19 protein-coding genes and 3 pseudogenes are annotated in these 21,369 nt (G+C 58.8%); 7 read left to right on the top strand and 15 right to left on the bottom strand.

Annotated features, from left to right (window positions below; translation table 11 throughout):
- Nucleotides 1-170: 170 nt before the first annotated feature.
- The 3 genes from BD293_RS20570 to BD293_RS20560 form a co-directional block, all read right to left on the bottom strand.
- A complete protein-coding gene (locus BD293_RS20570; RefSeq protein WP_142085523.1) occupies nt 171-1,235 on the bottom strand; it encodes a hypothetical protein in 1,065 nt (354 codons plus the stop codon).
- A 33-nt stretch (nt 1,236-1,268) separates the two neighbouring features.
- Nucleotides 1,269-1,811: a recombinase family protein gene (locus tag BD293_RS20565; RefSeq protein ID WP_142085521.1), complete on the bottom strand. Its 543-nt coding sequence runs from the start codon at nt 1,809-1,811 to the stop codon at nt 1,269-1,271.
- A gap of 634 nt (nt 1,812-2,445) precedes the next feature.
- Nucleotides 2,446-3,867, bottom strand: coding sequence for a hypothetical protein (locus tag BD293_RS20560; RefSeq protein ID WP_142085519.1), 1,422 nt, complete (start codon nt 3,865-3,867; stop codon nt 2,446-2,448).
- A 470-nt stretch (nt 3,868-4,337) separates the two neighbouring features.
- On the opposite strand from BD293_RS20560, the gene BD293_RS20555 reads away from it, so the two are divergent.
- The gene (locus BD293_RS20555) at nt 4,338-4,529 is read left to right on the top strand and encodes a hypothetical protein (RefSeq protein ID WP_142085517.1); all 192 of its coding nucleotides are present in this window, start codon (nt 4,338-4,340) and stop codon (nt 4,527-4,529) included.
- Between the two features lie 379 nt (nt 4,530-4,908).
- Here the strand turns inward: BD293_RS20555 and BD293_RS20550 are convergent, their stop codons facing one another.
- From BD293_RS20550 to BD293_RS20520, 7 genes and pseudogenes are all read right to left on the bottom strand, one after another.
- Nucleotides 4,909-6,048: a BCCT family transporter gene (locus tag BD293_RS20550; protein WP_142085515.1), complete on the bottom strand. Its 1,140-nt coding sequence runs from the start codon at nt 6,046-6,048 to the stop codon at nt 4,909-4,911.
- A gap of 191 nt (nt 6,049-6,239) precedes the next feature.
- A pseudogene (locus BD293_RS20545) lies at nt 6,240-6,473 on the bottom strand (transposase); the annotation flags it as partial.
- Nucleotides 6,451-6,789, bottom strand: coding sequence for a hypothetical protein (locus BD293_RS22980; RefSeq protein WP_211841104.1), 339 nt, complete (start codon nt 6,787-6,789; stop codon nt 6,451-6,453). The pseudogene BD293_RS20545 and the gene BD293_RS22980, both read right to left, overlap by 23 nt.
- 780 nt (nt 6,790-7,569) lie before the next feature.
- Nucleotides 7,570-7,770 (bottom strand): annotated as a pseudogene (locus BD293_RS23640) (IS91 family transposase); the annotation flags it as partial.
- Nucleotides 7,771-7,829: 59 nt separating this feature from the next.
- Nucleotides 7,830-8,965 (bottom strand): IS3 family transposase gene (locus tag BD293_RS20530; RefSeq protein ID WP_246086208.1). Its coding sequence is split into 2 segments (ribosomal slippage): nt 7,830-8,698 and nt 8,698-8,965, totalling 1,137 coding nucleotides; the frame shifts between segments, so codons are not numbered across the junction.
- 67 nt (nt 8,966-9,032) lie between these two features.
- Nucleotides 9,033-10,037, bottom strand: a pseudogene (locus BD293_RS20525) (IS91 family transposase); the annotation flags it as partial.
- A gap of 16 nt (nt 10,038-10,053) precedes the next feature.
- Entirely contained in the window at nt 10,054-10,947 is an 894-nt protein-coding gene (locus tag BD293_RS20520; RefSeq protein WP_142085513.1) for a tyrosine-type recombinase/integrase, read from the bottom strand.
- A gap of 669 nt (nt 10,948-11,616) precedes the next feature.
- Here BD293_RS20520 and BD293_RS20515 point away from each other — a divergent pair.
- Both BD293_RS20515 and BD293_RS20510 read left to right on the top strand, forming a co-directional pair.
- Nucleotides 11,617-11,937: a c-type cytochrome gene (locus BD293_RS20515; RefSeq protein WP_142085511.1), complete on the top strand. Its 321-nt coding sequence runs from the start codon at nt 11,617-11,619 to the stop codon at nt 11,935-11,937.
- Between the two features lie 196 nt (nt 11,938-12,133).
- Entirely contained in the window at nt 12,134-13,414 is a 1,281-nt protein-coding gene (locus BD293_RS20510) for a PQQ-dependent sugar dehydrogenase (protein ID WP_142085509.1), read from the top strand.
- Nucleotides 13,415-14,313: 899 nt separating this feature from the next.
- Here the strand turns inward: BD293_RS20510 and BD293_RS20505 are convergent.
- On the bottom strand, nt 14,314-14,850 hold the full coding sequence (locus tag BD293_RS20505) for a DUF2867 domain-containing protein (protein ID WP_246086424.1): 537 nt from the start codon (nt 14,848-14,850) through the stop codon (nt 14,314-14,316).
- Entirely contained in the window at nt 14,784-15,158 is a 375-nt protein-coding gene (locus BD293_RS20500) for a nucleoside/nucleotide kinase family protein (protein WP_170207264.1), read from the bottom strand. Before BD293_RS20500 ends, BD293_RS20505 begins: the two co-directional genes overlap by 67 nt.
- 76 nt (nt 15,159-15,234) lie before the next feature.
- On the opposite strand from BD293_RS20500, the gene BD293_RS20495 reads away from it, so the two are divergent.
- Nucleotides 15,235-15,774: a TetR/AcrR family transcriptional regulator gene (locus BD293_RS20495; protein ID WP_170207263.1), complete on the top strand. Its 540-nt coding sequence runs from the start codon at nt 15,235-15,237 to the stop codon at nt 15,772-15,774.
- 283 nt (nt 15,775-16,057) lie between these two features.
- On the opposite strand, the gene BD293_RS20490 is transcribed toward BD293_RS20495, so the two are convergent.
- Entirely contained in the window at nt 16,058-17,164 is a 1,107-nt protein-coding gene (locus BD293_RS20490; protein ID WP_170207262.1) for a helix-turn-helix domain-containing protein, read from the bottom strand.
- On the opposite strand from BD293_RS20490, the gene BD293_RS20485 reads away from it, so the two are divergent.
- The 3 genes from BD293_RS20485 to BD293_RS20475 all read left to right on the top strand — a co-directional run bounded on the left by BD293_RS20485 (nt 17,163) and on the right by BD293_RS20475 (nt 19,610).
- On the top strand, nt 17,163-18,179 hold the full coding sequence (locus BD293_RS20485; RefSeq protein ID WP_142085501.1) for an alpha/beta hydrolase family protein: 1,017 nt from the start codon (nt 17,163-17,165) through the stop codon (nt 18,177-18,179). The two genes, BD293_RS20490 and BD293_RS20485, sit on opposite strands and share 2 nt — an antisense overlap.
- A 92-nt stretch (nt 18,180-18,271) precedes the next feature.
- Entirely contained in the window at nt 18,272-18,682 is a 411-nt protein-coding gene (locus BD293_RS20480) for a c-type cytochrome (RefSeq protein ID WP_142085499.1), read from the top strand.
- Nucleotides 18,683-18,707: 25 nt separating this feature from the next.
- A complete protein-coding gene (locus BD293_RS20475; protein ID WP_142085497.1) occupies nt 18,708-19,610 on the top strand; it encodes a DMT family transporter in 903 nt (300 codons plus the stop codon).
- Between the two features lie 22 nt (nt 19,611-19,632).
- Here the strand turns inward: BD293_RS20475 and BD293_RS22850 are convergent, their stop codons facing one another.
- Nucleotides 19,633-19,803 (bottom strand): hypothetical protein, encoded by a 171-nt coding sequence (locus tag BD293_RS22850; RefSeq protein WP_170207261.1) that lies wholly within the window; start codon nt 19,801-19,803, stop codon nt 19,633-19,635.
- A 204-nt stretch (nt 19,804-20,007) separates the two neighbouring features.
- Nucleotides 20,008-21,351, bottom strand: a complete 1,344-nt coding sequence (locus tag BD293_RS20470; protein WP_170207260.1) for a surface lipoprotein assembly modifier — start codon at nt 21,349-21,351, stop codon at nt 20,008-20,010.
- Nucleotides 21,352-21,369 lie beyond the last annotated feature (18 nt).

Here is a 21,369-nt window from a genome sequence, read left to right as displayed (position 1 = left end):
GAATGGGCGCAACGATCGAATAGATCTGGATTGGGAAAACCATAGTTGAACTTTGCGCCAAAAGCGCTTCCCCAAGATTTGGACCCTATCCGCTGATCACCATACCGGCCGCGGCTTCTGGAAACGCCGCTCAGAATAGGCCTGAAAGAAGCACGCAATCGATCACACGCTCAGAAACGGTCAAAAGACTCTTGCATCACGGGCGGCAACCAAAGAAGTTTAACAGTTCGAATTGTAAGCTCGCCTTTATCAAAGCTCCACTCCATGCGTTGCCCAAATAGATAAAGCCATAGTGCTTCTTGAGTGTAAGTCATTGACCCGATTTCGCCACCACCACCGGGCTTGTGAAAATCAGCCACGGCAAGAACGAATGGCTTGCCCGCCCCGGGACCGCGCTCCCAGTAGCTCTCGCCTCCGGCGCTACGCTTCCTGAGCTTGGCGGTCAGCGCGCCACCAAACTTCATGGGCATATAGTTCGCAAGGAAGGCTTTCATCTCTTCGGGCGTATTTGGATTAGGGTGGTCCGCGAGCACGCCACCCATGGACGGAGCGCAAGTTGTTGCCTCCACGGTAAACTCACCGCGTGGGGAAACGATGTGGAAGTCAGGTGCCTCTGGTTGCGTAACGTCATAGCCCAATTCACGAAAAGTAGCCCAAAGATAAAGCTCCCAAAGGCGCTGGTCGAACTGTTTAGTTTGAAATTCCTTCACAAAATGTGGATCACTCGGCGCTAACCAAGGTCCAAGTTCCTTGAAAACGGCCCGCGCGGGCGCGCGACCAGGAGATTCCAGCAGTAGCTTAAAGTTGGGGTGGAGGTCCTCTGGCTTGCAATTCGCCGGAACGGACAAAAGGTCTGTCGGATGGTTGGTTTCGTCGCCTTGTGTTCCCAGCAGCGCGAGGTCGTCCTCTGTTACGGCCTTCGCGATCCGCTCACGCAGCGCGACAGCGGCGTATGCTGCGGAACGCAGGTTACAGTCAATTTCCGCTGATCGGAAGCGGCCGTTCCGGTCTCGCACCAAGAGGCACCAGTAGTAATCATCATCGGTTACGTCACGGGCGACTAGGCCGATAACTCGCTCATCTAGATCAGCCCAGTAATCAACCTCTTCATACAGATAGGGTGCGGGCGATTTGCGGGTCCCGATCGCAAGAAGGTTGAAGCGCGAAACTGAAATTCGCTTGCTTAGCTTCTCACGCTCCAAACGCAGATTATTCTTTGCCTTCGCCTCACCCATGATAGCCCTCTTTTTGGCCAATCGCATTATTATTCATGTTACCCTACGGACTGTCTTCTGGCTAACCTTGAAAAGTGCAGCAATCTCTGGGACCGAACGCATCTCCACATCACGCATCCGTTGCACCTCAACCTTCTGGCTTGGTGAAAGCACAGGCGGCCTGCCCCCAACCCGACCCCGTTTCCGAGCTGCCTGTAGTCCTTCTTTTGTCCGCTCGACGATCCGCTCGCGCTCAAACTGGGCAATAGAAGCGAACACGTGAAATACCAGCCGACCGGCAGGTGTGGTCGTGTCGATATCTTCTCCCAAGGACCGGAATCCTGCGTTGTGGGATTGGATCAGGTCGACGATCTGCAGGAGGTCCTTTAGACTGCGAGCGAGCCGGTCATACTTTGTAACGACGACCACATCTCCAGCCCGAAGTTCTTTAAGTAGTCGGTCCAACTCCGGACGAGCTCGGGCGGTTCCAGTAATCGTATCTGCGAAAATCCGTTCTGCCCCAGCGGCGGTGAGGGCGTCGTTCTGGCCTTCGAGGTTCTGGTCCTTGGTCGAGACGCGGGCGTATCCTAAAATCATAGACAAAAACCTCCCAAAACATAGTTAGTTTTGACAGGGGGTTTTGTCTCGGTCAAGCCGTTGAAATGCCGTAGGTCCGGGGAGGGCGGTCAAAAACGACCGTTTTTGACTAGGCCGTTTTGGCAAAGGGGTTTTGTCCACCGAGAGGGCTCATTGATTTCGTTCAATCTCTCAAAAACGGCACTTGCAATTCAAGTACTTGCCCAACTTCCACGTAAACCCCATGTTCTGAATGTGGGAAGTAGTCAGCCACCGCTCTTAAACAGCGGCCAGGAGGACCGTTAGACCCAAGAAAGGAGTAATCTCTTGACCAAACTTTTGAGTTCGGGGGCTGTGATCAGCGCCTCAGTCGGGTTTGGGCACACAGTTGGTGACTGCCGCGGGTAAATCCGAGTTGCTCCGCAAGGACTCTCGTCCTGGGCTCAGAAGTCGTCAAAAGACCTTTCTTGGGTACTTCTCACACACCCTCTTCGTTTTCCCTTTTCAGCTCACTTTTGACAGAACTCATACGTTTGTGTCGCCGGCGTAAACGACCGTTTTTGTCCTACCATTTTTGACCAAGGGTTTTTGTCCTGGCTGACTGGCAGCAATGCGGGACCTTGCGGACGGTCGCGCAATAATCGTTTCTGCGCATTTAAATAACGCCGATCCAGCGCGACAGCCCTTCCAGCGCGTCCAGATAGATCAACCCCGCCGCGCCCGCCGCCGTGCCGATGACCTGCCACAGAACCCAGCCCAGCCCGGCCAGCGCGATCAGCGGCAGCCACCAGATCGTGGCCTGCGCCAGAAACCCGCCCACTGCCGCCGGGTGGCTGGTGGGGGCGGCGGCGATCCAGCCCGCCACGGCGCGGCGGGGGCGCTGGAACAGGAACCAGCCCTGCACCGCCAGTGCGGCGATCAGCAGGTGCAGCGCGGTGGGCAACAGGGTGGAGAACAGGATCAGATAGAGCCACCAGTAATCCCCCGGACTGGCGCGCAGCCCGGCGAACAGCGCGGCCAGATCATAGATCGGCGCGGTGCCGATGGCGTTCAGCGCCGCGATCACGGCGACCATGGTCGCGCCAAGGGCGAGGAACAGCACTGCCCCAAGCGCAAGGTCGATCAGCCCCCAGAGCGGCGCCCAGCGGGTGGCCAACCCCTTGCGCGACAGGGCGAGGGTGAGGGCATAGGACAGCGCGTCAAAAAGGCCGTTGATCAGGGGCAGGACGGCGAGGAAGATGAAGACGGCCTTGCTGTCTACCGGCAACGCCGAAAGATCGAGGAACAGCACGATGGCCAGCAACCCCAGCGCCCAGAAGCCCCCCAGCAGTGCCAGCGCCCACCCTCGCCGCCCGCGCGACCACAGCCAGTCGACTGCGACTGCGACTGCGACTGCGCCTAAGACTGCGAATGCGACTCCGACTACGACTGCGACTACGACTGCGAATACGCCTGCGGATGCGAATACGATTGCGATCAGGGGCAGCCATTCTGCGGCACTTCGCCAGAACCGCCGCGGGCTGGCTGACGCCAGTGTCAGACCCACGAAACCCCCAGTCAGGATGACGAATTGCCCCAGCACCAGCGCCCGCTCGGGCCAGAATTCCGCCGCCGGAAACACCACCACCCCCGCCCCCAGCACCGCATCCCCGCCCAGAAGCCAGGGCAGGATCAGCGCGATCAACGGATAGGCCACGGCGATCAGCAGCGCGCGGTCCAGCAGCCGCCATGTCAGCGCGCCGCGCAGCAGGTGCCAGATGGCGGTCGTCTCGGGCGGCGGGGCCTCGGTTCCGTCCGGCCCCGCGCGCATCCGCCCCACCCGCCGCCAGACCCAGTCGTTCAGGGGCCGGGCGACGTAGAGATAGACCTGCGTGTAATGGCGCGTTTGCAGCGTGCCCGCCAGATAGGCCCGCCCGCCCGGGCTGGTCTGGGCCAGCAGCGCGATCATCGCCAGAACCAACCATAAGACCCATGCGACAGCGGCAAAGGGATGCAATCCCGACCAATGCGTGATCAGCGCCCCGGCAAGCACCGGCCAGATTACAAGCGGAATTACATAGGCGCGCGGTTCATCCATGGTCAGATTGGTAAATACCTGACCATAAACTACAAGTTTTGTTTTCCCTGACCGTCCGCTGTGGGCTCTTTCGCGACAGTTGCTCTGGACAAAACCCAAGCGTTTCTGTCCAAAGCGGAATCGACCGTATTTGTCCCGCCTATTTTGACCAATGGTTTTTGTCCTGGCTGACCGTCAGCAATCAGGACTGATCAGAAGTCGAAACCCTGGCGTAGATGGCGGCGCGCTGTCCCAGTTGAACCCCTTCGGATTTTGGCCTTGCAAGCCGTTGATTTTGCTGGTGCGGATTTTGTCCTTAACAGACTAATGGCTATTTGGGACAAGCGCAATTCAAGTCAGCCTTGATTGCGCATCTCCATCTTCTCATTTTGGGGGCCAAGTGGTATCCGTATAAGACACAGGCAAACGCAAGGAAACGCGTCCATGCCTGCATAGTGTCTTTTCCACCTTGCGACAAAGGGCTCGGCGGCATGAAAATTCGATCAAACGACGAGCTGACTGCGGCGCTTTCTCGAATTGACGCGCTTTGGGGCAAGGAACCCGGAACGCCTGGTGGTGACGAACTTGACGCTCTGACTCAACTTGTCGAACTCTACGAGAGCGAGCATTTTCCTTTCCCCGCAGAGCATCGCGGTATCACAGCGGCAACGAAGCTATTGTGACGGGCCGCTTTGCGGTCATTCAATACATCTCCGCAAAAACCGCTCGCATACGCAGCATGATCGACGTGGAGGGCCGGAGAGCGGTCTGATCGCGCCGCCGAATTGCGTCTGCAGAATTGTGCGAAAGCAGTCGGTCGCTGATGTGGTTCCTCTCGACCGGCTCGATACTTGCAGCATTTTTTACCTCAACTTTCAGAGGCACTAATGCCGAAACCCCAAGCGCGCATCCGCGATTCCGCCAACTGGCCGATCTGGGCGAATTGCCTGACCTGATTGGCTGGATCGACGGAAGCTGAGGCGCTCATGGGTATTGCCGCAGGTTGGGACTGCCCGGCTTGGGAACCGGTACTCGGGCAGTCCCTGCACCGCAGTTTTCGCGCTACAATCCCGCCAGCTTCTGGCGGCGCATCACGATCAGCCCATAGGCTGCAGCATAGATTGCCACCACAATCAGCCCGACCCAATGGATCTCGAACGGGGTGAAGAAATAGGCGCCCACCAGCGCCAGTTGCAGCATGAAATGCAGCGGGTAATAGCCGCGATCCCCCAGCGCAACGCGGGTCCAGCCCAGATTGGCCGAGTAAAGCCGGATCAGACTGTCGAGCGAGTTGATCACGAAGACGATGCCCACGCTGATCATGAACCAGTTCAGCCAGACCGGGATTTCAATCGTGTTCTGGTGATAGATAAACAGCACACTGAACCAAAGCCCGATAGGAATGGCGGGTAGAAACACCATGGACAGCGCCAATTGCCAGATCGGCATATTGCTGACAAAGCGCGCTACGAACTGGCCGATCATCAGACTCCAGGCGAACCACCAGAAAAGATAGAATTCGTGATAGTCCGAAATCGGCGTGGCGAAGCGCGGCAGATGCGCGAAATAATTGCTCAGCAGACCCAGATTGACAAAGAGCGCATCGAACCCGATCCCGCTATAGGCAAAGGCCACGACCGCCAGCGCGGCGAAGGCCAGCACGCCGAAACCGTAGGTCGAGACGATAGCCAGCCATTTCATGAACCGCAGATCGCCCGATGAGGTGACGGCGAAAGCGATCACGCCGATTGCGATCAGCCAGATCGCCGCCTGCGACAATTCGGGTGCATAGCCGGGCAGGTTGATCATGAACAGATAGCAGGTAAAGGCACAGGTCGCGATGATCGTCAGATTGTAGACCCATTTGATCACACCGATCTCGAAGAGTTTCAGACGCGGCTCCAGCGCGACAAAATAGAATGTCGTCACGAAATACATCAGCCAGACCAACGGCCCCCACATGCCGAACTCGACCGCAAGTGCATTGGAGAAGGCATAGACCGAATCTGCCTCATAGACCGGAAATTCCGACAGGGGCAGCATCACAAGACCCATATCCAGACCGGCAGTGAACAACAGCGCGATCAGCGTCAGCAGCCCCACCGGCGTTTCCCCCTGCACCCGCAGGCGGGGCCATCGCAGCAGGACAAACAGCGCGCAAGCCAGCACGCTGAGATAGGCAATGGTAATGATCAGTGTCATCCGGGTCTCCTCCCCTTCGATATTTACTGTTCAAAGCATCTGGTTTTCTGGTGATTTGCGCCCGCATCGCATGGGGCGTGTCGGGAATGTCGATCCGACATTCCCCAAGTGGCCTGCCGTCTGACGTCAAGATCGCCTGACTGCGCCAGCTGAACAAGCGTTTTTCGCCCTGAGCGGCGTCTGTGGTCGCGCAGCCGCCCATAGACCGACTGCCGGAATAGCCCGTCGAGCCGGTGGACAGTGTTCTTCCCGGTGCGGCTGTCGCGCAGCGCCGCTGATGCAAAGCTGGACAGGCCAAGCGCATCATCAAGTTCGCGCCTCACCAGAAGTCCGCCGTCTGAGCTGAGCTGCGTGCCGCGAAATTCCAACCGCACGCGAGGGTCGAAATCCACCCGATAGGGATCAGGAACAGGCACAGAACCAATGGAATGAAGCGCATGCGGAAAGCCCTCCCCAGCTTTTGGAGCGATAATTCGGACGGTCGAAATTGGAAAACATATGTTGCAGGCAGCGGTTTCCCGCCGCCCGCCTTGGAGTTTTGGCCGGACCAGCTTGGTTTTGAAAGGCCAGAGTCCCGATGACAAAGGCCACGATGGAAAGCCCCGAAATCAGAAACACCTGGCCATGGATATCCAGCCCGAAGGGTCGGATATTGTTCTGTCCAATCTGGTAATTGGTCTGGATGATTTCTGCGGGCCCATCGGGCTGACTCAGAGCGTCTGAACTTTCGTGTTCGGCCATTGTGTTCTCCGTGTTGATGCGGGGTATTCAGAATGAAGTCTGCATTGGCGGAAAAATCAAAGGCTCGGCCATTACCCAGAAATTGTCTGGCGGAAAGTCGGCATCAAGCCGGCAAGGAGCCGCTTCAGGCGACATCGCGAAGATAACTGAATTGTGATTGCTTCAGATCGGTTCAGCGACGCGAAAGGGTGCGAAAGCGACCGTTGGGTAGTCAAATGAAGCCGGGAAACGTTCGTGATCTTGCGGCACAGGCGCTCGACTGGCGGCTTCGGTGAATGCCGCTATGCAGCATGATTCGACAGCGACCGGCAGCTATGGGCCGGCCACGTCGCCGCACCCGAATCGTTGTCGTGAGCGTAGCGTCAAGGGCGAACGGCCGGTGTGGGCTCGAAGCCGCCTTGCGGCGGTGCAGCATGCGAAACGCGGTCCGACCGGCAGCTGTGATGAAGGTTTTCTGACGCGGGTCGCGGCGGAACACTTCGCGCTGGCGCAACCCCGACCCGCGTTGGAAAACCTCGCAAGGAGGAAGCCGCGGGGGTCTTGGCGCAGTCTATGGGGAAAGTGCGCGCACGATTGGGGCGACGGCTGTGTCAGGAGGCCGGCTGAAGGTGCGCGTGACGGTTGAGCCGGTTATTGAAGCGATCGAATATGCTGGTATTGCTGTGCCTATTGCCGTGTTTGCCGTGGGTCTTTGCGCTGAAAAGTGATAAGCGCATACGGGCTGCGCCGGGTCTGCGGGGTGCAGCCGGTGGTTGTCTGTGGCGTCTGACAGGCGGTGTGTCATGCGGCCTGTTCCCGTGGTGGCGCGCGCGACATCGGCTTTTGCCCACGGCGGAAGATCTCGATGACGCGCATAGGGCCGCCGCAGCAGGGGCACGGCTCGCGCAGTGTGAGAGGGATGATCTCTGTTTCAGGTTGCGCCGGTGTCGCCTTGTCGGGGTGCTGAACGCAGAGCATGGCGCGGATTTTTATGATGTTAGAGGTGGTCCTGGTTTTTCGACCAGTTTTATGCCGCGCAGCGCTCTGGCATGGGTTTCCTATCACGCGGCAAGTTTCATGTTTGGTTTGCGATTATCATAAACTTCGTCCGGGGTCATCAGGCCGTGGGATGAATGCGGGCGTTCTTCATTGTAATAAGCGATCCAGGTGCCGATCCCCTGGCGCGCCTCCCGGCCAGTTTCGAAGGTGTTCAAGAAGACGCATTCGTATTTCAAGGACCGCCACAGTCGTTCGATCATGCGGTTGTCGATCCAGCGGCCGCGCCCATCCATCGAAATCTTCACCTTTGCGTCTTTCAAAACGTCGGTGAAATCGGTGCTGGTGAACTGGCTGCCCTGGTCCGAATTGAAAATTTCGGGCGGGCCATAGGTGGCCAGTGCCTCCTTCAAGGCCTCGACGCAGAACCCGGCATCCATAGTATTGGACAGCCGCCAGCTCAGCACCTTGCGGCTGTGCCAGTCCATGATGGCGACCAGATACAAAAACCCGCGCTGCATGCGGATATAGGTAATGTCCGTACACCACACCTGGTTGGGACGCGTGATGGGCAGATCTTTTAGAAGATATGGATAAACCTTGTGTTCGGGGTTTTTCTTACTGGTCTTGGGTTCCTGATAGATCGGCACCAAACGCATGAGCCGCATCAGCCGTCTTGCGCGATGGCGGCCGCATTTGTGACCCTCTCTTTGCATATGACGCGCCATCTGCCGCGAGCCGTACCATGGCGTTTTCAGGAATTGCTCGTCGATGATCTTCATGAATTTCAGGTTTTCCGCGCTTTCACCGCAGGGCTGATAGTACAGCGTCGATCGGGCGAGCGACAGCAGTGTGCATTGCCGCCGGACACTCAGTTTGGGATGATCTTTCTTCACGGCTTTTTGCCTCCAGTCCCGAGAATGAGCCTGGAGGCATCCGCCAAAAAATCCCGTTCCACTACCAATTGGCCAATCTTGGCGTGCAGCTTCTCTACATCCTTGCCGGAAATCACTGGTTCACCAACCGGCTTGGCGTCAAACGACTGCGCCATCTTGGCAATTGCCGTGCGTTTCCAGCCGTTGATCATCGTCGGATGTACTTCATATTTCTTCGACAGCTCTGCCGTCGTCAACTCTTCACGGATCGCTTCCAAAGCAACCTTCGCCTTGAATTCTGCCGTGTAACGCTTCTGTTTCGCCATATCGATTGTTCGTCCTTCTTCAGTTGCCAGAGCTTAGCAACTGGTCCGAATTTCCGCGACCACCTCTGTTGGCCTTGCGTTTTGAACTGGCCAGCAGGCCGTAATGGCGGATGCGGTGGAAGCCATCTGGCAGGACATGGATCAAGAAGCGGCGGATGAACTCGGGCGTGGCCAGCCGCATGACCTTTTGGCGGTCGCCGGATTTGATGCGGTAGTTCTTCCATCGGAAGGCGACGGCATCGGCATTGGCGCTGACCAGGCGCGCATTCGAGATGGCGACGCGATGGGTGTAGCGGCTGAGATAGGCCAGCACGGCCTCCGGCCCGCCGAAGGGTGGCTTGGCGTAGACGACCCATTCGGATTTGCGGAATGGGGCGAGCCATGCTGTGAAGGCATCTGCTTGCGCCAGCCGTTCGAGATGGCCGAAGAACGTCAGCTGACCAGCCCGGTGCAAATCCATCAGTCCCTCCAGAAACAGGCGTCGGAACAGCCGCGACAGAACCCGCACATGCAGGAAGAACCCCGGGCGGCAAGCGACCCACTTGGTGCCGTCGGGCGACAACCCGCCGCCCGGAACGATCATGTGGATGTGTGGATGATGGGTCAGCGCTGATCCCCACGTGTGAAGGACGCTGGTCATGCCTACCCGCGCGCCCATACGCTTGGGATCGGCCGCGATGGTCATCACCGTTTCTGCTGATGCCTTGAACAGCAGGCCATAGACCGCCTTCTTGTTCCAATGGGCGATCTGCGCAATCTCAGCTGGCAGTGTGAAGACGACGTGGAAATATTCCACCGGCAGCAGGTCCTCGGCGCGCGCCTCCATCCAGTCGCGCGCCGCTGGCCCCTGGCACTTGGGGCAGTGCCTGTTTTTGCAGGAGTTGAAGCTGATGTGATGATGGCCACACTTTGCGCACCCGGCCACGTGCCCGCCGAGCGCTTCGGTCCGGCAGGCTTCAATCGCTGACATCACCTTCAACTGGGACAGGCTGACATGCCCCGCATTGGCCCGCCGCCATGCAGGACCATAGGCACGGAATATGTCAGCGATCTCCAGCTTGGGCCGAGGCACGCCCCTTCGGCGTGTTCTAATCCGGCGTCGGTGTCGGCGGAGCCAATTGGTCTCCGAGCTGGGCCAGCGCCTCGAAGGGGCTGACAGTATCACGTATCAAGCGTGTCGCTACATGGGCGTACTTCTGGGTCGTGGTCAAACTGGCATGCCCAAGAAGCACTTGGATCACCCGGACGTCGGTGTTTGCTTCCAGAAGGTGGGTGGCAAAGCTGTGGCGGAGTGTATGCAGAGTGGATGCACCAGTGACGCCCGCTAAGTGCTTAGCGGTCAGAAAAGTTCGGCTCAACTGACGCGGTGAGATCGGATTTATCCGGGGCTTACCCGGAAAAAGCCAGCCTGTAGGCCGAGCCTCGCACCAATAGGCGCGCAACAGCTCAAGTAATCCGGGTGATAGCATCACCTTCCGGTCTTTACCGCCTTTGCCCTGCTCGACATGGATCAACATACGATCGCTGTCGATATCTCTGATCTTGAGGTTGCATACCTCGGCGGCCCGGAGCCCGGCACCATAGCTGATGCTGAGTGCCGCGCGATACTTCAGCCCGGGCCCGGGAGCCGCAGCCAACACCGCAGACACGTCTTGGACGCTCAACACGTTGGGCAGTCTTCGCGGCTGCCGCCGGAACTGCATGTGCTGGTGCATGTCCTCTCGCTTGCATGTGGTGCCAAAAAGAAACCGCAGCGCCATGATACGAGCGTTAAATGTCGGGGGGGCGATGCCGAGCTCTGTCATATGCAGCTGATACGCCCGCAGTTCCTCAGGCGTCGCCGTGTCGGGGGATCGTCTCAGAAAAGCCGCGAAGTCCTTGATGGCCCGGATGTGGGACTTCTGGGCTTTGTCGCCCATCCCGCGGATGCGCATGTCTTCTATCATCCGCTGGCGCAGCGGGCTAACTCTCTCTTCTGTCATGGAAACCTCCTGTCTGATGATTGAGAAGACCCCAATCATCAGACAGGTCGGTCAGATCGCAAAATGCGCAGCGTTCTGGGCGTCACGCGCCATCAGCGGCAAGCACCAATGCCGCGGAGCGGCTTCGTCCGTGAGGCTGCGACCTGCCGACTGCACTTGCAGCATCTCAACTTGGCCGACCGTCCGGTTTTGGGTGGCTTGAGCATGGGCAAGCCCCGCGAGCGGGGCCGGGCTGTTGCTGCTTTGCCCTGAGCCTTCAAGGTGCCTACTTTCTACACCAAAACAGCCTACCTCAATTTGAGCCACGCCGAGGCCGCGTCGTGCGCCACGCCCGCGCTATCACCTTCCAACTGGCCGAGGTTGCCGTCACCGGCCCGATGGTTCGCGCCATCCTCACCGCCATCCGCCGATTGCGAGCACCACCGCTGTGCGCGTGAACGCAAACCAGGCCGTAACTAAACGAACCGGCTCGACAGGTCTGTCTCAAGCGCTGAAAACGGGGGCGCTGGGTCAGGATGCTGCGGGCTCCCGGCCCGATCCGCTCAACTCTGGGCGCTTTCGCGACCTCCTGCAACACGCGGTGCGGAAAACGCTTGATCAACTGGGAAAATCAGGCGATCTTGACGTCGAACGGCATGCGACTTGGGGAATATCGGTGGGAAGTAGAGCATGATGTTTTTGCGAAATATCTGCCTGACGGCAGCGGTGCTTGCAGGCACAGGGACTACAGCGGTTACAGCTGAAGCTACGGATGCAGCCGAGATGTTTTCCGCCGAGTGCGCGCAATGCCACGGCCGGACGGCGCGCGGCATGGCCAGCTTCCCAACACTCCGAAACATAAGCGCGCCCATGCTTGCGGAAAAGCTTACAAAATACCGCGCGGGTGAAGCGATCGGTCCCAATTCGATGCTGATGTTTCCAGTTGCACAGAATCTCACAGACGAAGAGATCGAACTCCTGACAACCTACATCGCCGATACCTTCAATTAGATCCTCGGCTTGATCGACCGTTCAGAAAAACGCGTTTAAGCCGAACACAGGCCTAGTGCCTGATAGACAGAGAATTGTTTACATGCTGTTTTTGTCATTGAGATGACAGAAATGATTCACCGGTTTACTCCCCTTTAGCATAAACTGTGCTGGTGCACGCTTGGGAGGGCCTGCACAGAATCATGGGAGGAACCTTATGAAACGATCACACTTCACCGCGCCAACATGTGCCGCTATCCTCTCGATCACGTCTTTGGGCGTGACCGGGACTGCCGCTCTTGCACAAAGCGCCCCGGATCTGGACTATGAGACAGTCCTGACCGACCTGGACAACCCGTGGGACATGGCATTCTTGCCTGACGGCACCATGTTCTACACAGAAAAATGCCTTGGACTGTCGGTCTTGTTGCCTTCGGGCGAGACGAACGCGCTTCTGGGGATGACCGGAAGCGATGGGTATGCGTCCACTGCAGATGACCTGTTTTGCGAGGGACAGGCCGGGATGATGGGCATCGCGCTTGACCCTGAATTTGATGACAATCGATTCATCTATGTCTACTCGACCTCGAGCATGCAGGCGCCGGGCACGAACCGCCTTATGCGCTTCGTCGTCAGTAACGATCTGAGCGACGTATCCGATCGTACGGACCTGATCGAGGATGTCCCCTACAAGCCCGAAGCGTCTGATCAGCCATTTGGTGGCCCAGGTGCGCATAACGGCGGACGCGTGCGCTTTGGCCCGGACGGATACCTGTATCTGACGACCGGCGATATCCACGGTGCCGAAGTGCCACAAAGCCCGACCCTGCTGGGCGGCAAGGTGGTCCGTATCGACCGCGATGGCAACGCCGCCGAGGGCAATAACGCCCCCGAAGGTTTTGACGCGCGCATCTATACCTATGGGCATCGCAATGTTCAGGGCATCGCGTTTCATCCTCAAACCGGTCAGCCAATCGCTGCCGAACATGGGCCCTGGCACTCGGACGAAATCACGGCGCTGGTGCCCGGCGGCAACGGCGGCTGGGATCCGCGGCCCAATCGTGCCGGCCGGGGCGACTGCCCAGATGGCTATTGCGGCTATGAGCCGGTGCAAATGGAAGCCATGGAACCGGCCGAGCGCGCAGCCTACATGCCTATGACGGATTTCGACAGCTTCCCTGACGCGATGCCACCAGCCTGGACCAATAACGGGTTGTCGCAAGGCATGACCGCAAATGTGTTCCTTATCGGGGACCATTGGGGGGGCTGGGAAGGCCACATGGCTGTCGGCTTTATGGGTATTGGCTTTGGCGGAACCCCAGTCGGGCAACGGATCGATCTGATTGACATCGCCGACGATGGGCAATCAGTCAATGATGTGACCGAGATGCCGCTTCCCATGGGGCAAGGTCGCTTCCGCGCATTGGTTCTTGGGCCGGATGGCGCGCTGTATGCCGCGATTGATGAGGGCGATATCTATCGCATCATGCCGAACTGAGCTGGTTTACTGCCGACAGCCCTGCGCCGCGTTTGCGGCGCAGGGAACTAAATTATTTTATCCCGAGATAGATCGCATCCCTGACAGCGAACTGGGCGCCGCACGGGTCTATCTGGGGGTAGGAATCATTGGTTTAGGAGTTGGTTCGTAACGCGAAGCACACTCCATCACGGTTTGGGTGCTTGATGAAAACGACAGTACCCCACGTTTTCTAATTTAAAACTCGATTTATCGTCGCCGAAAGCGACGCTGATCTAGTCAATTTAACTGTCATATATATGCTGTATTCGACGGTTGGAGTTGTCTGGCGGTAACTAAATTGCGAGCGCTGTTTTCTAAACATAAACGTAGGTCGAGGTCGGTGCGGCGACCGGCCGCTTTCATAAAATCTTGCGGGTGCAATGCCACACCGTCGTCAGGCGGCTTATCGCCCTGCACGTCTATCACCCGACACATGCCGCGCCCTGCCTGACCGTCCGCAATGAGGCTGGTGACTGACAGCTTTTGCCATATGCTCAGCGGCATTGCTGCAAATTCACGGGCAGCTTTTCATCCTGCCTGCCGATCACTCTAAATATGCTGCACCCTGCATGACCGTCTGCAATGAGGCTGCCTGCTGCCCACTGCACCTGCAGCATTCAGAGTGGGGGCGACCGTCCGCTGAGGGCTCGAAGCCGCCCTGCGGCGGTGCAGCATGGCCCGCCGACTCTTCGAGGTCGACCATCGACACACCCGGCCTATAGCCGCCGTTCAGTAGCAATGTATGCTGCGATGCAGCTTCTCGAATGCGGCCATTCATGTTGCGTGCCTCATTTTATGATCATTGATTTATGTGGCTCGGGGCGGACACCCAGGATCACTTCTGCCCGCTCCCGCCCCCGGCATTCGCCCAAACTTGCTTAAACGCCTCGAATATCCCGCCGCATCCGCCGCAGCAGCGCCGAAACAATCAGCCGATGTGCCGGGGCGACCGGGATCATGTAAAGCCGCCCGAACAGATTATGCACCTTGACCGAAGAGGTGATCGTCAGGCGCTGGCCATGGGTGGTGATGCAGGTCACGACATCGAGATGCCGGTCACGTTCGCTGAGCGTCAGGATTTCGGGTTCGATCCTTTCCACCTCAAAGAAATCCAGCTTGTCGCCGACCTTTGGGGCCTGATCCATCCGCCCGGAAAACCCGCCGATCCGCTTGACACCGAAGCGCGCGGAAATCGCATCGCGGATGCGAAAGGCCAGCGCGACGCCGGGCAAAGGCTGGCGCATGGCCAGGGTCCAGCCCTCCAGCGCGGTCATGGGATGCGGCAGGTCAATGCCGCGGGCATCGTGGAAATCGAGCATTTCGCGCGGGGCGACCAGATCGGCCTGCATCAGTTTGCCCTTTCGCGGCTTTGGCCAAAGCGCGTCAGCGCCGGGATGGACAGAAAGATCACCCATTGCGGCATGTCCAAGACCGTGCCGAGGCGTGTAAGGCCGTAAACCAAAAACAGCGCGGCAAAGCCGATCTGTATGCCCGACAAAACGGTTTCCAGCACCGGGTCATGCCGCCTCGCCAGCACCCACAGCCCATAGGCCAGCACGATCAGAACCACCGTCACCGCATGCCACAGCACGGCGGCAATGGCGGCAAGCCCGCTATCGGCCAAGGTTGCTTGCAAAGGAAGGTGGACATCTGCCCCCCCGGCAAAAACATGGATCAAAACGGTGGCCCCCATCAGGGCGGCGGCAAGGCGGGTCCAGAGCATCGGGGGCCTCCATACGGTTGCGTATGGATTAGTCGCCGCCGTTGACCTTGTCAATACGGAAGCGTATGGTTTTCCTATGACACCGCATCCCCGCCCCCGTCTGAGCGCCGAAGACTGGCTGATGGCCGGGTTTCGCGCCTTGGCCGATCGTGGCCCAAGCGCCCTGCGCGCCGAGGCTCTGGCACGCGACCTTGGCACGACAAAAGGGTCTTTCTATTGGCATTTCAAAGATTTGCCGGACTATCTGGCCAAGCTGATCGCCCTTTGGGAAACCCGCGCCTTTGGCGATATTCTGGCCTCGCTTGACCCTGACCTGCCGCCGCGTGGACGGTTGGAACAATTGTGCTTTCTGGCGGCCGGTTGCCGCGACCCGTCGTATGGTGGTATCGCGCTGGAACCTGCGCTGCGGGCCTGGGCGCTGTCGGCCCCCGATGTGGCCGAGGCCCTGAAACGGATGGATGCCCGCCGGATAGAGGCGCTGACCGATCTTTGCGCAGGGTCTGGCATCACCGACCCCGCCGCCCCCCGCGCCCTTTATGCCTTGGCGGTGGGGATCGAGGCCCTGGCCGATGACGCGGGCACCGAGGCCATGCGCCTTTTGCTGCGCGGGCTTTAATGTTCTGCACCTGACACAAGAGGCCCAACGACAGAGTCGAGCCCATCAGCGACATTCGGGAAGGCCGCAGCATGGGAGGCCCTTTCGCACATGCTGCATCACAGCTTCACCAAACCGGACATCCCCATGTCATATTTCGTTGCGCAAATTCGGGACTGAAGGAGTGCCTTATCCGCTACTTCCAATTAGCGCGCTGCTTATACTATCTTTGCTTGAGGCACGTCGGACACCTATGTGTCACCAGTAGAGGATTTTTTTCATTCCGACCGATGATAGCGTTGCTTTAATGCCTGCGCGCAGCTTTCCAGTCGGTAGGTGCCTCACCAGTCACGCGACGAAACTCACGGTTGAAGTTGGATTTGGTTATGAAGCCCGCATCCAGCATCGCCTCGGTCGCATTCGCGCCTGTACTCAAGGCATCGCAGGCCGCCTTGATGCGGTGCGCGTTGACATAGCGCGAGATATTTTCGCCAGTGACCAAGTTGACCGCCACGGACAATCGCTTGGCGGGCACAGAAAGGCGGCGGGCCAGTTGCGCCAGCGTCAGGTCCGGGTCGCGCCATGGCCGGCGTGTTTGCATCAACTCTTGCAGGCGGGCAAACAGCACATGGTCGTCTTCGGAGGGGGCGGGCGCGGCAGGCCCGGCATCTTCGCTGCGTCCGGTCACATGCTCGACCCCAAGCACCAGAAGCCCGGTGCCAAACAGCAAAGCCGAGGTCGCTATATCCAAGATCAGCGGCACATGGGCCGCATGGCCGAGGGCAATCACGGTTGCGATGCCCAGATCACTGAGCGCCGACAATGCCAACGCCATGGCCACCCCTGCCCAGACCAGACGTGGCATGCCCCCTTGCCCCAACTGCCCACGCGGCAGGTCGGGGCCGATGCGCATCACCGACACTGCCAGCGCGACTGCGTAGCCAGCATAGGACAGCGGAACCAGCGCCTCGAGCATCAACGAGTCTGCCCATCGCAGCATCAGTGCCAGTGCAGGGCCAAGCAGGTGGATCGCATCACGCCATTGCGGTTGTTGCCCCAGCCCATCCACTTTCCAGGCCAGCCATGCCAGTGCGGGCAAGACCATGGCCGTTACCGGCTGGATCAGACGCGCGCTACTCATGCCATAATGCTGCGCGAGTGTGATCACCACACCTTGCAGTGCCAAGCCGCCCAAGAGCGCCGCCACCCAAGGCACGCGCGCACCCTGCACCAACAGGCGCAGGAATAGAAATCCAAGAATCAGGCTGGATACCAGCGGCAAAGGAAGCGTGATCATGCGGGTTGGGTAGTCCTGAAACCGGTTTTGCACAAGCTGGAACCGGATCGAGGACGCGCATCTGCTGGGGCTGCGCCATGGTCGGGGCACAACAAACACACAGGAGAATGCCATGAGACTCGCCGCCTTGATCACCACATTTGCCATCCTGCCAGCAGTCCTTTCAGCCCAGACCGTTGGTCTGCGCGAAAGCACAATGCCCGCGCCCCATCACGACCGCGATATGGGCTATGCGGTGTGGTATCCTGCCATTCAGGGCAGCGCCTCTGCACCCTTTGGTGGCAATCCCATTTTTGAGCCCAATATGGTCGCGCTGAATGCTGCTCCCGCTGATGGCCGTTATCCTTTGGTCGTGTTATCGCATGGGTTGGGTGGGCATTACCGCTCGCTTGGCTGGCTGGCCGCAGGGCTGGCGCAATCGGGAGCGGTGGTGGTGGGCGTGAACCACCCCAATAGCACTGTGTTCGACTTTGACATGCAAACGGGGCTGGAACACTGGACGCGCGCGCAAGACCTGTCGCGCGCGCTGGATGATCTGCTTGCCGATCCCGTGCTTGGCGGGATGATCGACCCGGGCCGGATTTCTGCCCTCGGGTTTTCCTATGGCGGCTGGACAGCACTCAGCCTGGGCGGTGTACGTGGCAATCTGGCAGGCTATATTTCCCATTGCGACACCACCCCGTCGCGCCATTGCGCAGATATCACCCGCGCGGGCAGTGATTTGCGCATGCTGGACGCGGCCCTCTGGGATGGGGATCATGCCGACCCGCGCATTACCCGCGTGGTGGCGATTGATCCCGGCCTGAGCTTTGGCCTGAACGCCAGGGACGTGGCAGGACTGGACGCTTCCACGCTTCTGATCCAACTGGGCGCGGGTGCGGACAGGCTGGATGCAACTGATGTCTCGGCTGATGGCAGCAATCTGTCAGGGCTTTTGCCGCAAGCCGATCTGCTGGAAATCGCGCCTGCCGCGCATTTCTCGGTCTTGCCGCTCTGCACTGCGCAGGGGGCTGAAATCCTGGAAGAAGAAAACGACGATCCGGTATGCACCGACCCCGAAGGCGCGGATCGCGCCACGATCCATGCGCAGGTGCTTGCCGCGACGCGCGCGCATCTCTGGCTGGAATAAGCAATGGCCTTGGGTGATACCCGCTTTCGCCCAAGGCGGTACCGCGCTACAGGTCAGTGATTATATATCCCGACATTCAAAACCCCAAGAAGATGATGACAAACAAAAAACGCTTTGCTTTATTGGCCGTGCTGATTGCAGGGGTGGCGGGCGCCGTGCTGTTCGGTGACGCAACACTGAAACGCGCGAGCTTGCTGATGACAGCCAACCCTATCGCATCAACCCCAACCGAGATTGCCCGCGGCGCAGCTTTGTTCACGCAACATTGCACTGCTTGTCACGGGGACGATCCGCACACCCGCGCGCCAGATGTGCCGGATTTAACGCAACTGAACCGCCCTGCCTCCGTACTGGCGATGCGGATTACCTATGGCGTGGGCGACGGTATGCCCGCATGGGACGGGGTTCTGAGCGCGCATGAAATCTGGCAATTGGTCACCTATGTCCAGACGCTTCAACAACCAGGCGGTGGCTGGCGAGGCGGGCGCGCAGGTGGCGGGTAGCGCAGATAACTCGGGACAGCCTTGAATGGAGGTGTGGATCACCCTTTCTGTCGCGGCGGCTGCGTTTCAGACGCTGCGCTTCATGCTGCAAAAGCATCTGAGCATGGGTCCACTCAGCGCAGGCGGCGCAACGCTGGCGCGGTTTTTCTATTCTTCACCATTTATCGTGGCGCTTGCGCTTGGTTATCTGGCAATCGGAGGCTTGGGACTGCCCGACCATATGCCGATCTTCTGGGTCTATGCCAGTATAGGCGGGCTTGCCCAGATTCTGGCGACATGGTGTGTGGTGGCGCTGTTTGCCGAGCGCAACTTCGCAGTTGGCATAACCTTCAAGAAAACCGAGGTCATCCAGACCGCGCTCATGGGGTTGGTCATTCTGGGTGACCGGATATCCCTGCCTGCACTCGGGGCCATCGTTCTGGGGCTGGTCGGGGTCCTGTTGCTGTCCGACACACCCGGCCTGCAAGGGAGCTGGTGGCGGCGACTGAGTAGTCGCGCGACCGTGCTGGGGCTGGCATCGGGCGCGTTTTTTGCCATCTCGGCCGTCGGTTATCGCGGGGCCACGCTGGAAATCGCCAGCGACGATCCACTGATGCGCGCGGTACTTGCACTGTGCGTGGTGACGCTGCTGCAAGCGGTTGGCCTGTCGCTATGGCTGATGTGGCGCGAACCCGGGCAGCTTGGTCAGGTGATCGCAGCACGGCGCACAGCGGTCTGGATGGGCGTGACGGGGATGGCGGGCAGCCTGTGCTGGTTCACGGCATTCACGCTTGAAAACGCGGCCTTGGTCTTTGCGGTCGGGCAGGTGGAAGTGATTTTCTCGCTTTTCGCCGCCGTGCTGTTTTTCGGCGAGCGCATCACTTGGCGCGAGAGCATAGGCATCGCTCTGATTTCCCTTTCAGTGATCGCGGTCGTGGCTTTCCGATAGGGGCAGCATTCGCCTCGCGCCCTTACCCAATTGCGTGCAAGGCCTCGACCTCGAATAACATGGCATCACTGGCAAGTTTCGACAGCACCAGCGTTTCCACGGGCAGCGTTTCGCCGAACATACGTATGACGGCTTGGATCGGGACACCCAGTTTCGCCATGTCATAATCGACCACATAGGCCGTCAGTTTCACAACCTGATCGGGCGCGCGCCTAGTCCTGCGCAGCCGTCAGGCTGCTAGTTCAGCTTGAAAACGCAACGGCGGCATCGGCGTTCCCGGCCCAAAGCTGCCGGTCGGGATGAAGCGAGGTGTTCACCGAAGCAGCCGCTCGGAAAATTCGAAACATTTGCCTAGGCGACACACGCGGCGCAAGTCAGGCGCCACGTGCTTTACCCTTCAGAACCGTCTGGTTACGCTCAGTGACAGCTGCAGACGGTCGTAATTGTTCATGTCGATGTTGCTCTTGTTATCCTGGTAGCTCACGCTTCCAAGCAGTGACAAGCCCTGCACCTGAGGCAGATCATAGGACATATTAGCAGAAATCCGCCGCGAGATGTCGTGCCGGGCAACAGTCTGTGCCGCCTGAATGCCTTTGAACTTGGTGTCGGTATACGACGCCGTCACGCTTGCGCGTATCCCCTGCTCACGAAACACATGCTGATATCCAAGATAGGCCCCGAGCACCGTATTCGTGTGGATATCTAGTCCTGATATTTCACGTCCATACTGCAGACCCAGGGCTATATTGCCGTTTTCTGTCGGCTGATAGTTCAGCGACGGATTGAAGGTATATGCAGTCAAGTTGCGATCACTGTTGCCCCGATAGCGCTTTCGCAAAACCGAAGTGTCGAGGAAAACCTGCACCTGTGGATGCGCGGCGAATTGCAGACGCGGTGCAAGACCGACACTCTGGGTATGCCAACCGCCTTGTTCATTGAAGCGCTGAATATCAAAGGTGATCGGAACAGACAGGCCGACCCGCTCCCCTATTCTGAAGCTCGGGCCGGTTGACGCCGAAAGGTTCGTCGTATCGTAAGCGCTAGATTTCGAGTGCTTTGTGTAACTGAGATTCAGGTTTGTACGCCAAGTAATTCCACTGTCCAATTGGTGCTGATGGCTTACACCAGCGCGCAGAAAGAATGCGATATCCTGCGTTTTTTGTGCATCGGACGACAGCGTGAAGGGCAGACCATACAGAAAGACCGTGTCATTTTCCGGGCCAGCATTCACGTTACTATCGGATGTGAACCCTGCAGTAATATATGCGCTCCAATTCTTCTGCGGACCCTGCGGCCTCATACGGGGATCCGCTTTGGCCGCGTCAACCTGTGCGATGAACATCCCGATATTCTGGCGCACTTGCTCAGGTGGGTTGCTGTCTTGCACCGCCACCAACTCAGCACGGGACGCGTCCAGTTTACCTTGACGAAATAAAACTTCGGCCAGTTCCAATCTGATGCGCCCAGCCCCAGGTTCACGCTCCAAGGCAGCGCGGAAATACTTCTCTGCTCTGGGCAGGTCACCTGCCTGTTTCGCCGCCATACCCAACAAGAAAAACTCCTGCGTTGTCGCAGTAGTTGGGTCGTGTGCGGATTCCAGCAGATGAAGCGCCTGCTCGTATTGATCGGCGGCCATCAATTGTTGGGCTTTGGCAAGTTGGGCCTGGGCGATGGCGGGAATGGGTGCAGTGCATGCAAGGAGAATTGCGCAAACAGATGCTGCGTAGAAAGTTTTGTCCATTTTAGTCATTGCCTTACA

It is taken from the genome of Roseinatronobacter monicus, assembly GCF_006716865.1.
In the GTDB taxonomy this organism is placed as follows: Bacteria; Pseudomonadota; Alphaproteobacteria; order Rhodobacterales; family Rhodobacteraceae; genus Roseinatronobacter; species Roseinatronobacter monicus.
This window is presented reverse-complemented; position numbering and strand designations above follow the sequence as displayed.

Coding starts and splice junctions, on each gene's coding strand:
- BD293_RS20490 (WP_170207262.1), bottom strand. CDS start 17,164: ATGGCATTCTCCTGTGTGTTTGTTGTGCCCCGACCATGGCGCAGCCCC.
- BD293_RS20505 (WP_246086424.1), bottom strand. CDS start 14,850: ATGGGTGATCTTTCTGTCCATCCCGGCGCTGACGCGCTTTGGCCAAAG.
- BD293_RS20565 (WP_142085521.1), bottom strand. CDS start 1,811: ATGATTTTAGGATACGCCCGCGTCTCGACCAAGGACCAGAACCTCGAA.
- BD293_RS20480 (WP_142085499.1), top strand. CDS start 18,272: ATGATGACAAACAAAAAACGCTTTGCTTTATTGGCCGTGCTGATTGCA.
- BD293_RS20560 (WP_142085519.1), bottom strand. CDS start 3,867: ATGGATGAACCGCGCGCCTATGTAATTCCGCTTGTAATCTGGCCGGTG.
- BD293_RS20500 (WP_170207264.1), bottom strand. CDS start 15,158: ATGCTCTGGACCCGCCTTGCCGCCGCCCTGATGGGGGCCACCGTTTTG.
- BD293_RS20510 (WP_142085509.1), top strand. CDS start 12,134: ATGAAACGATCACACTTCACCGCGCCAACATGTGCCGCTATCCTCTCG.
- BD293_RS20520 (WP_142085513.1), bottom strand. CDS start 10,947: ATGACAGAAGAGAGAGTTAGCCCGCTGCGCCAGCGGATGATAGAAGAC.
- BD293_RS20475 (WP_142085497.1), top strand. CDS start 18,708: ATGGAGGTGTGGATCACCCTTTCTGTCGCGGCGGCTGCGTTTCAGACG.
- BD293_RS20485 (WP_142085501.1), top strand. CDS start 17,163: ATGAGACTCGCCGCCTTGATCACCACATTTGCCATCCTGCCAGCAGTC.
- BD293_RS20470 (WP_170207260.1), bottom strand. CDS start 21,351: ATGGACAAAACTTTCTACGCAGCATCTGTTTGCGCAATTCTCCTTGCA.
- BD293_RS20515 (WP_142085511.1), top strand. CDS start 11,617: ATGATGTTTTTGCGAAATATCTGCCTGACGGCAGCGGTGCTTGCAGGC.
- BD293_RS20495 (WP_170207263.1), top strand. CDS start 15,235: ATGACACCGCATCCCCGCCCCCGTCTGAGCGCCGAAGACTGGCTGATG.
- BD293_RS22980 (WP_211841104.1), bottom strand. CDS start 6,789: ATGGCCGAACACGAAAGTTCAGACGCTCTGAGTCAGCCCGATGGGCCC.
- BD293_RS20570 (WP_142085523.1), bottom strand. CDS start 1,235: ATGGGTGAGGCGAAGGCAAAGAATAATCTGCGTTTGGAGCGTGAGAAG.
- BD293_RS20555 (WP_142085517.1), top strand. CDS start 4,338: ATGAAAATTCGATCAAACGACGAGCTGACTGCGGCGCTTTCTCGAATT.
- BD293_RS20550 (WP_142085515.1), bottom strand. CDS start 6,048: ATGACACTGATCATTACCATTGCCTATCTCAGCGTGCTGGCTTGCGCG.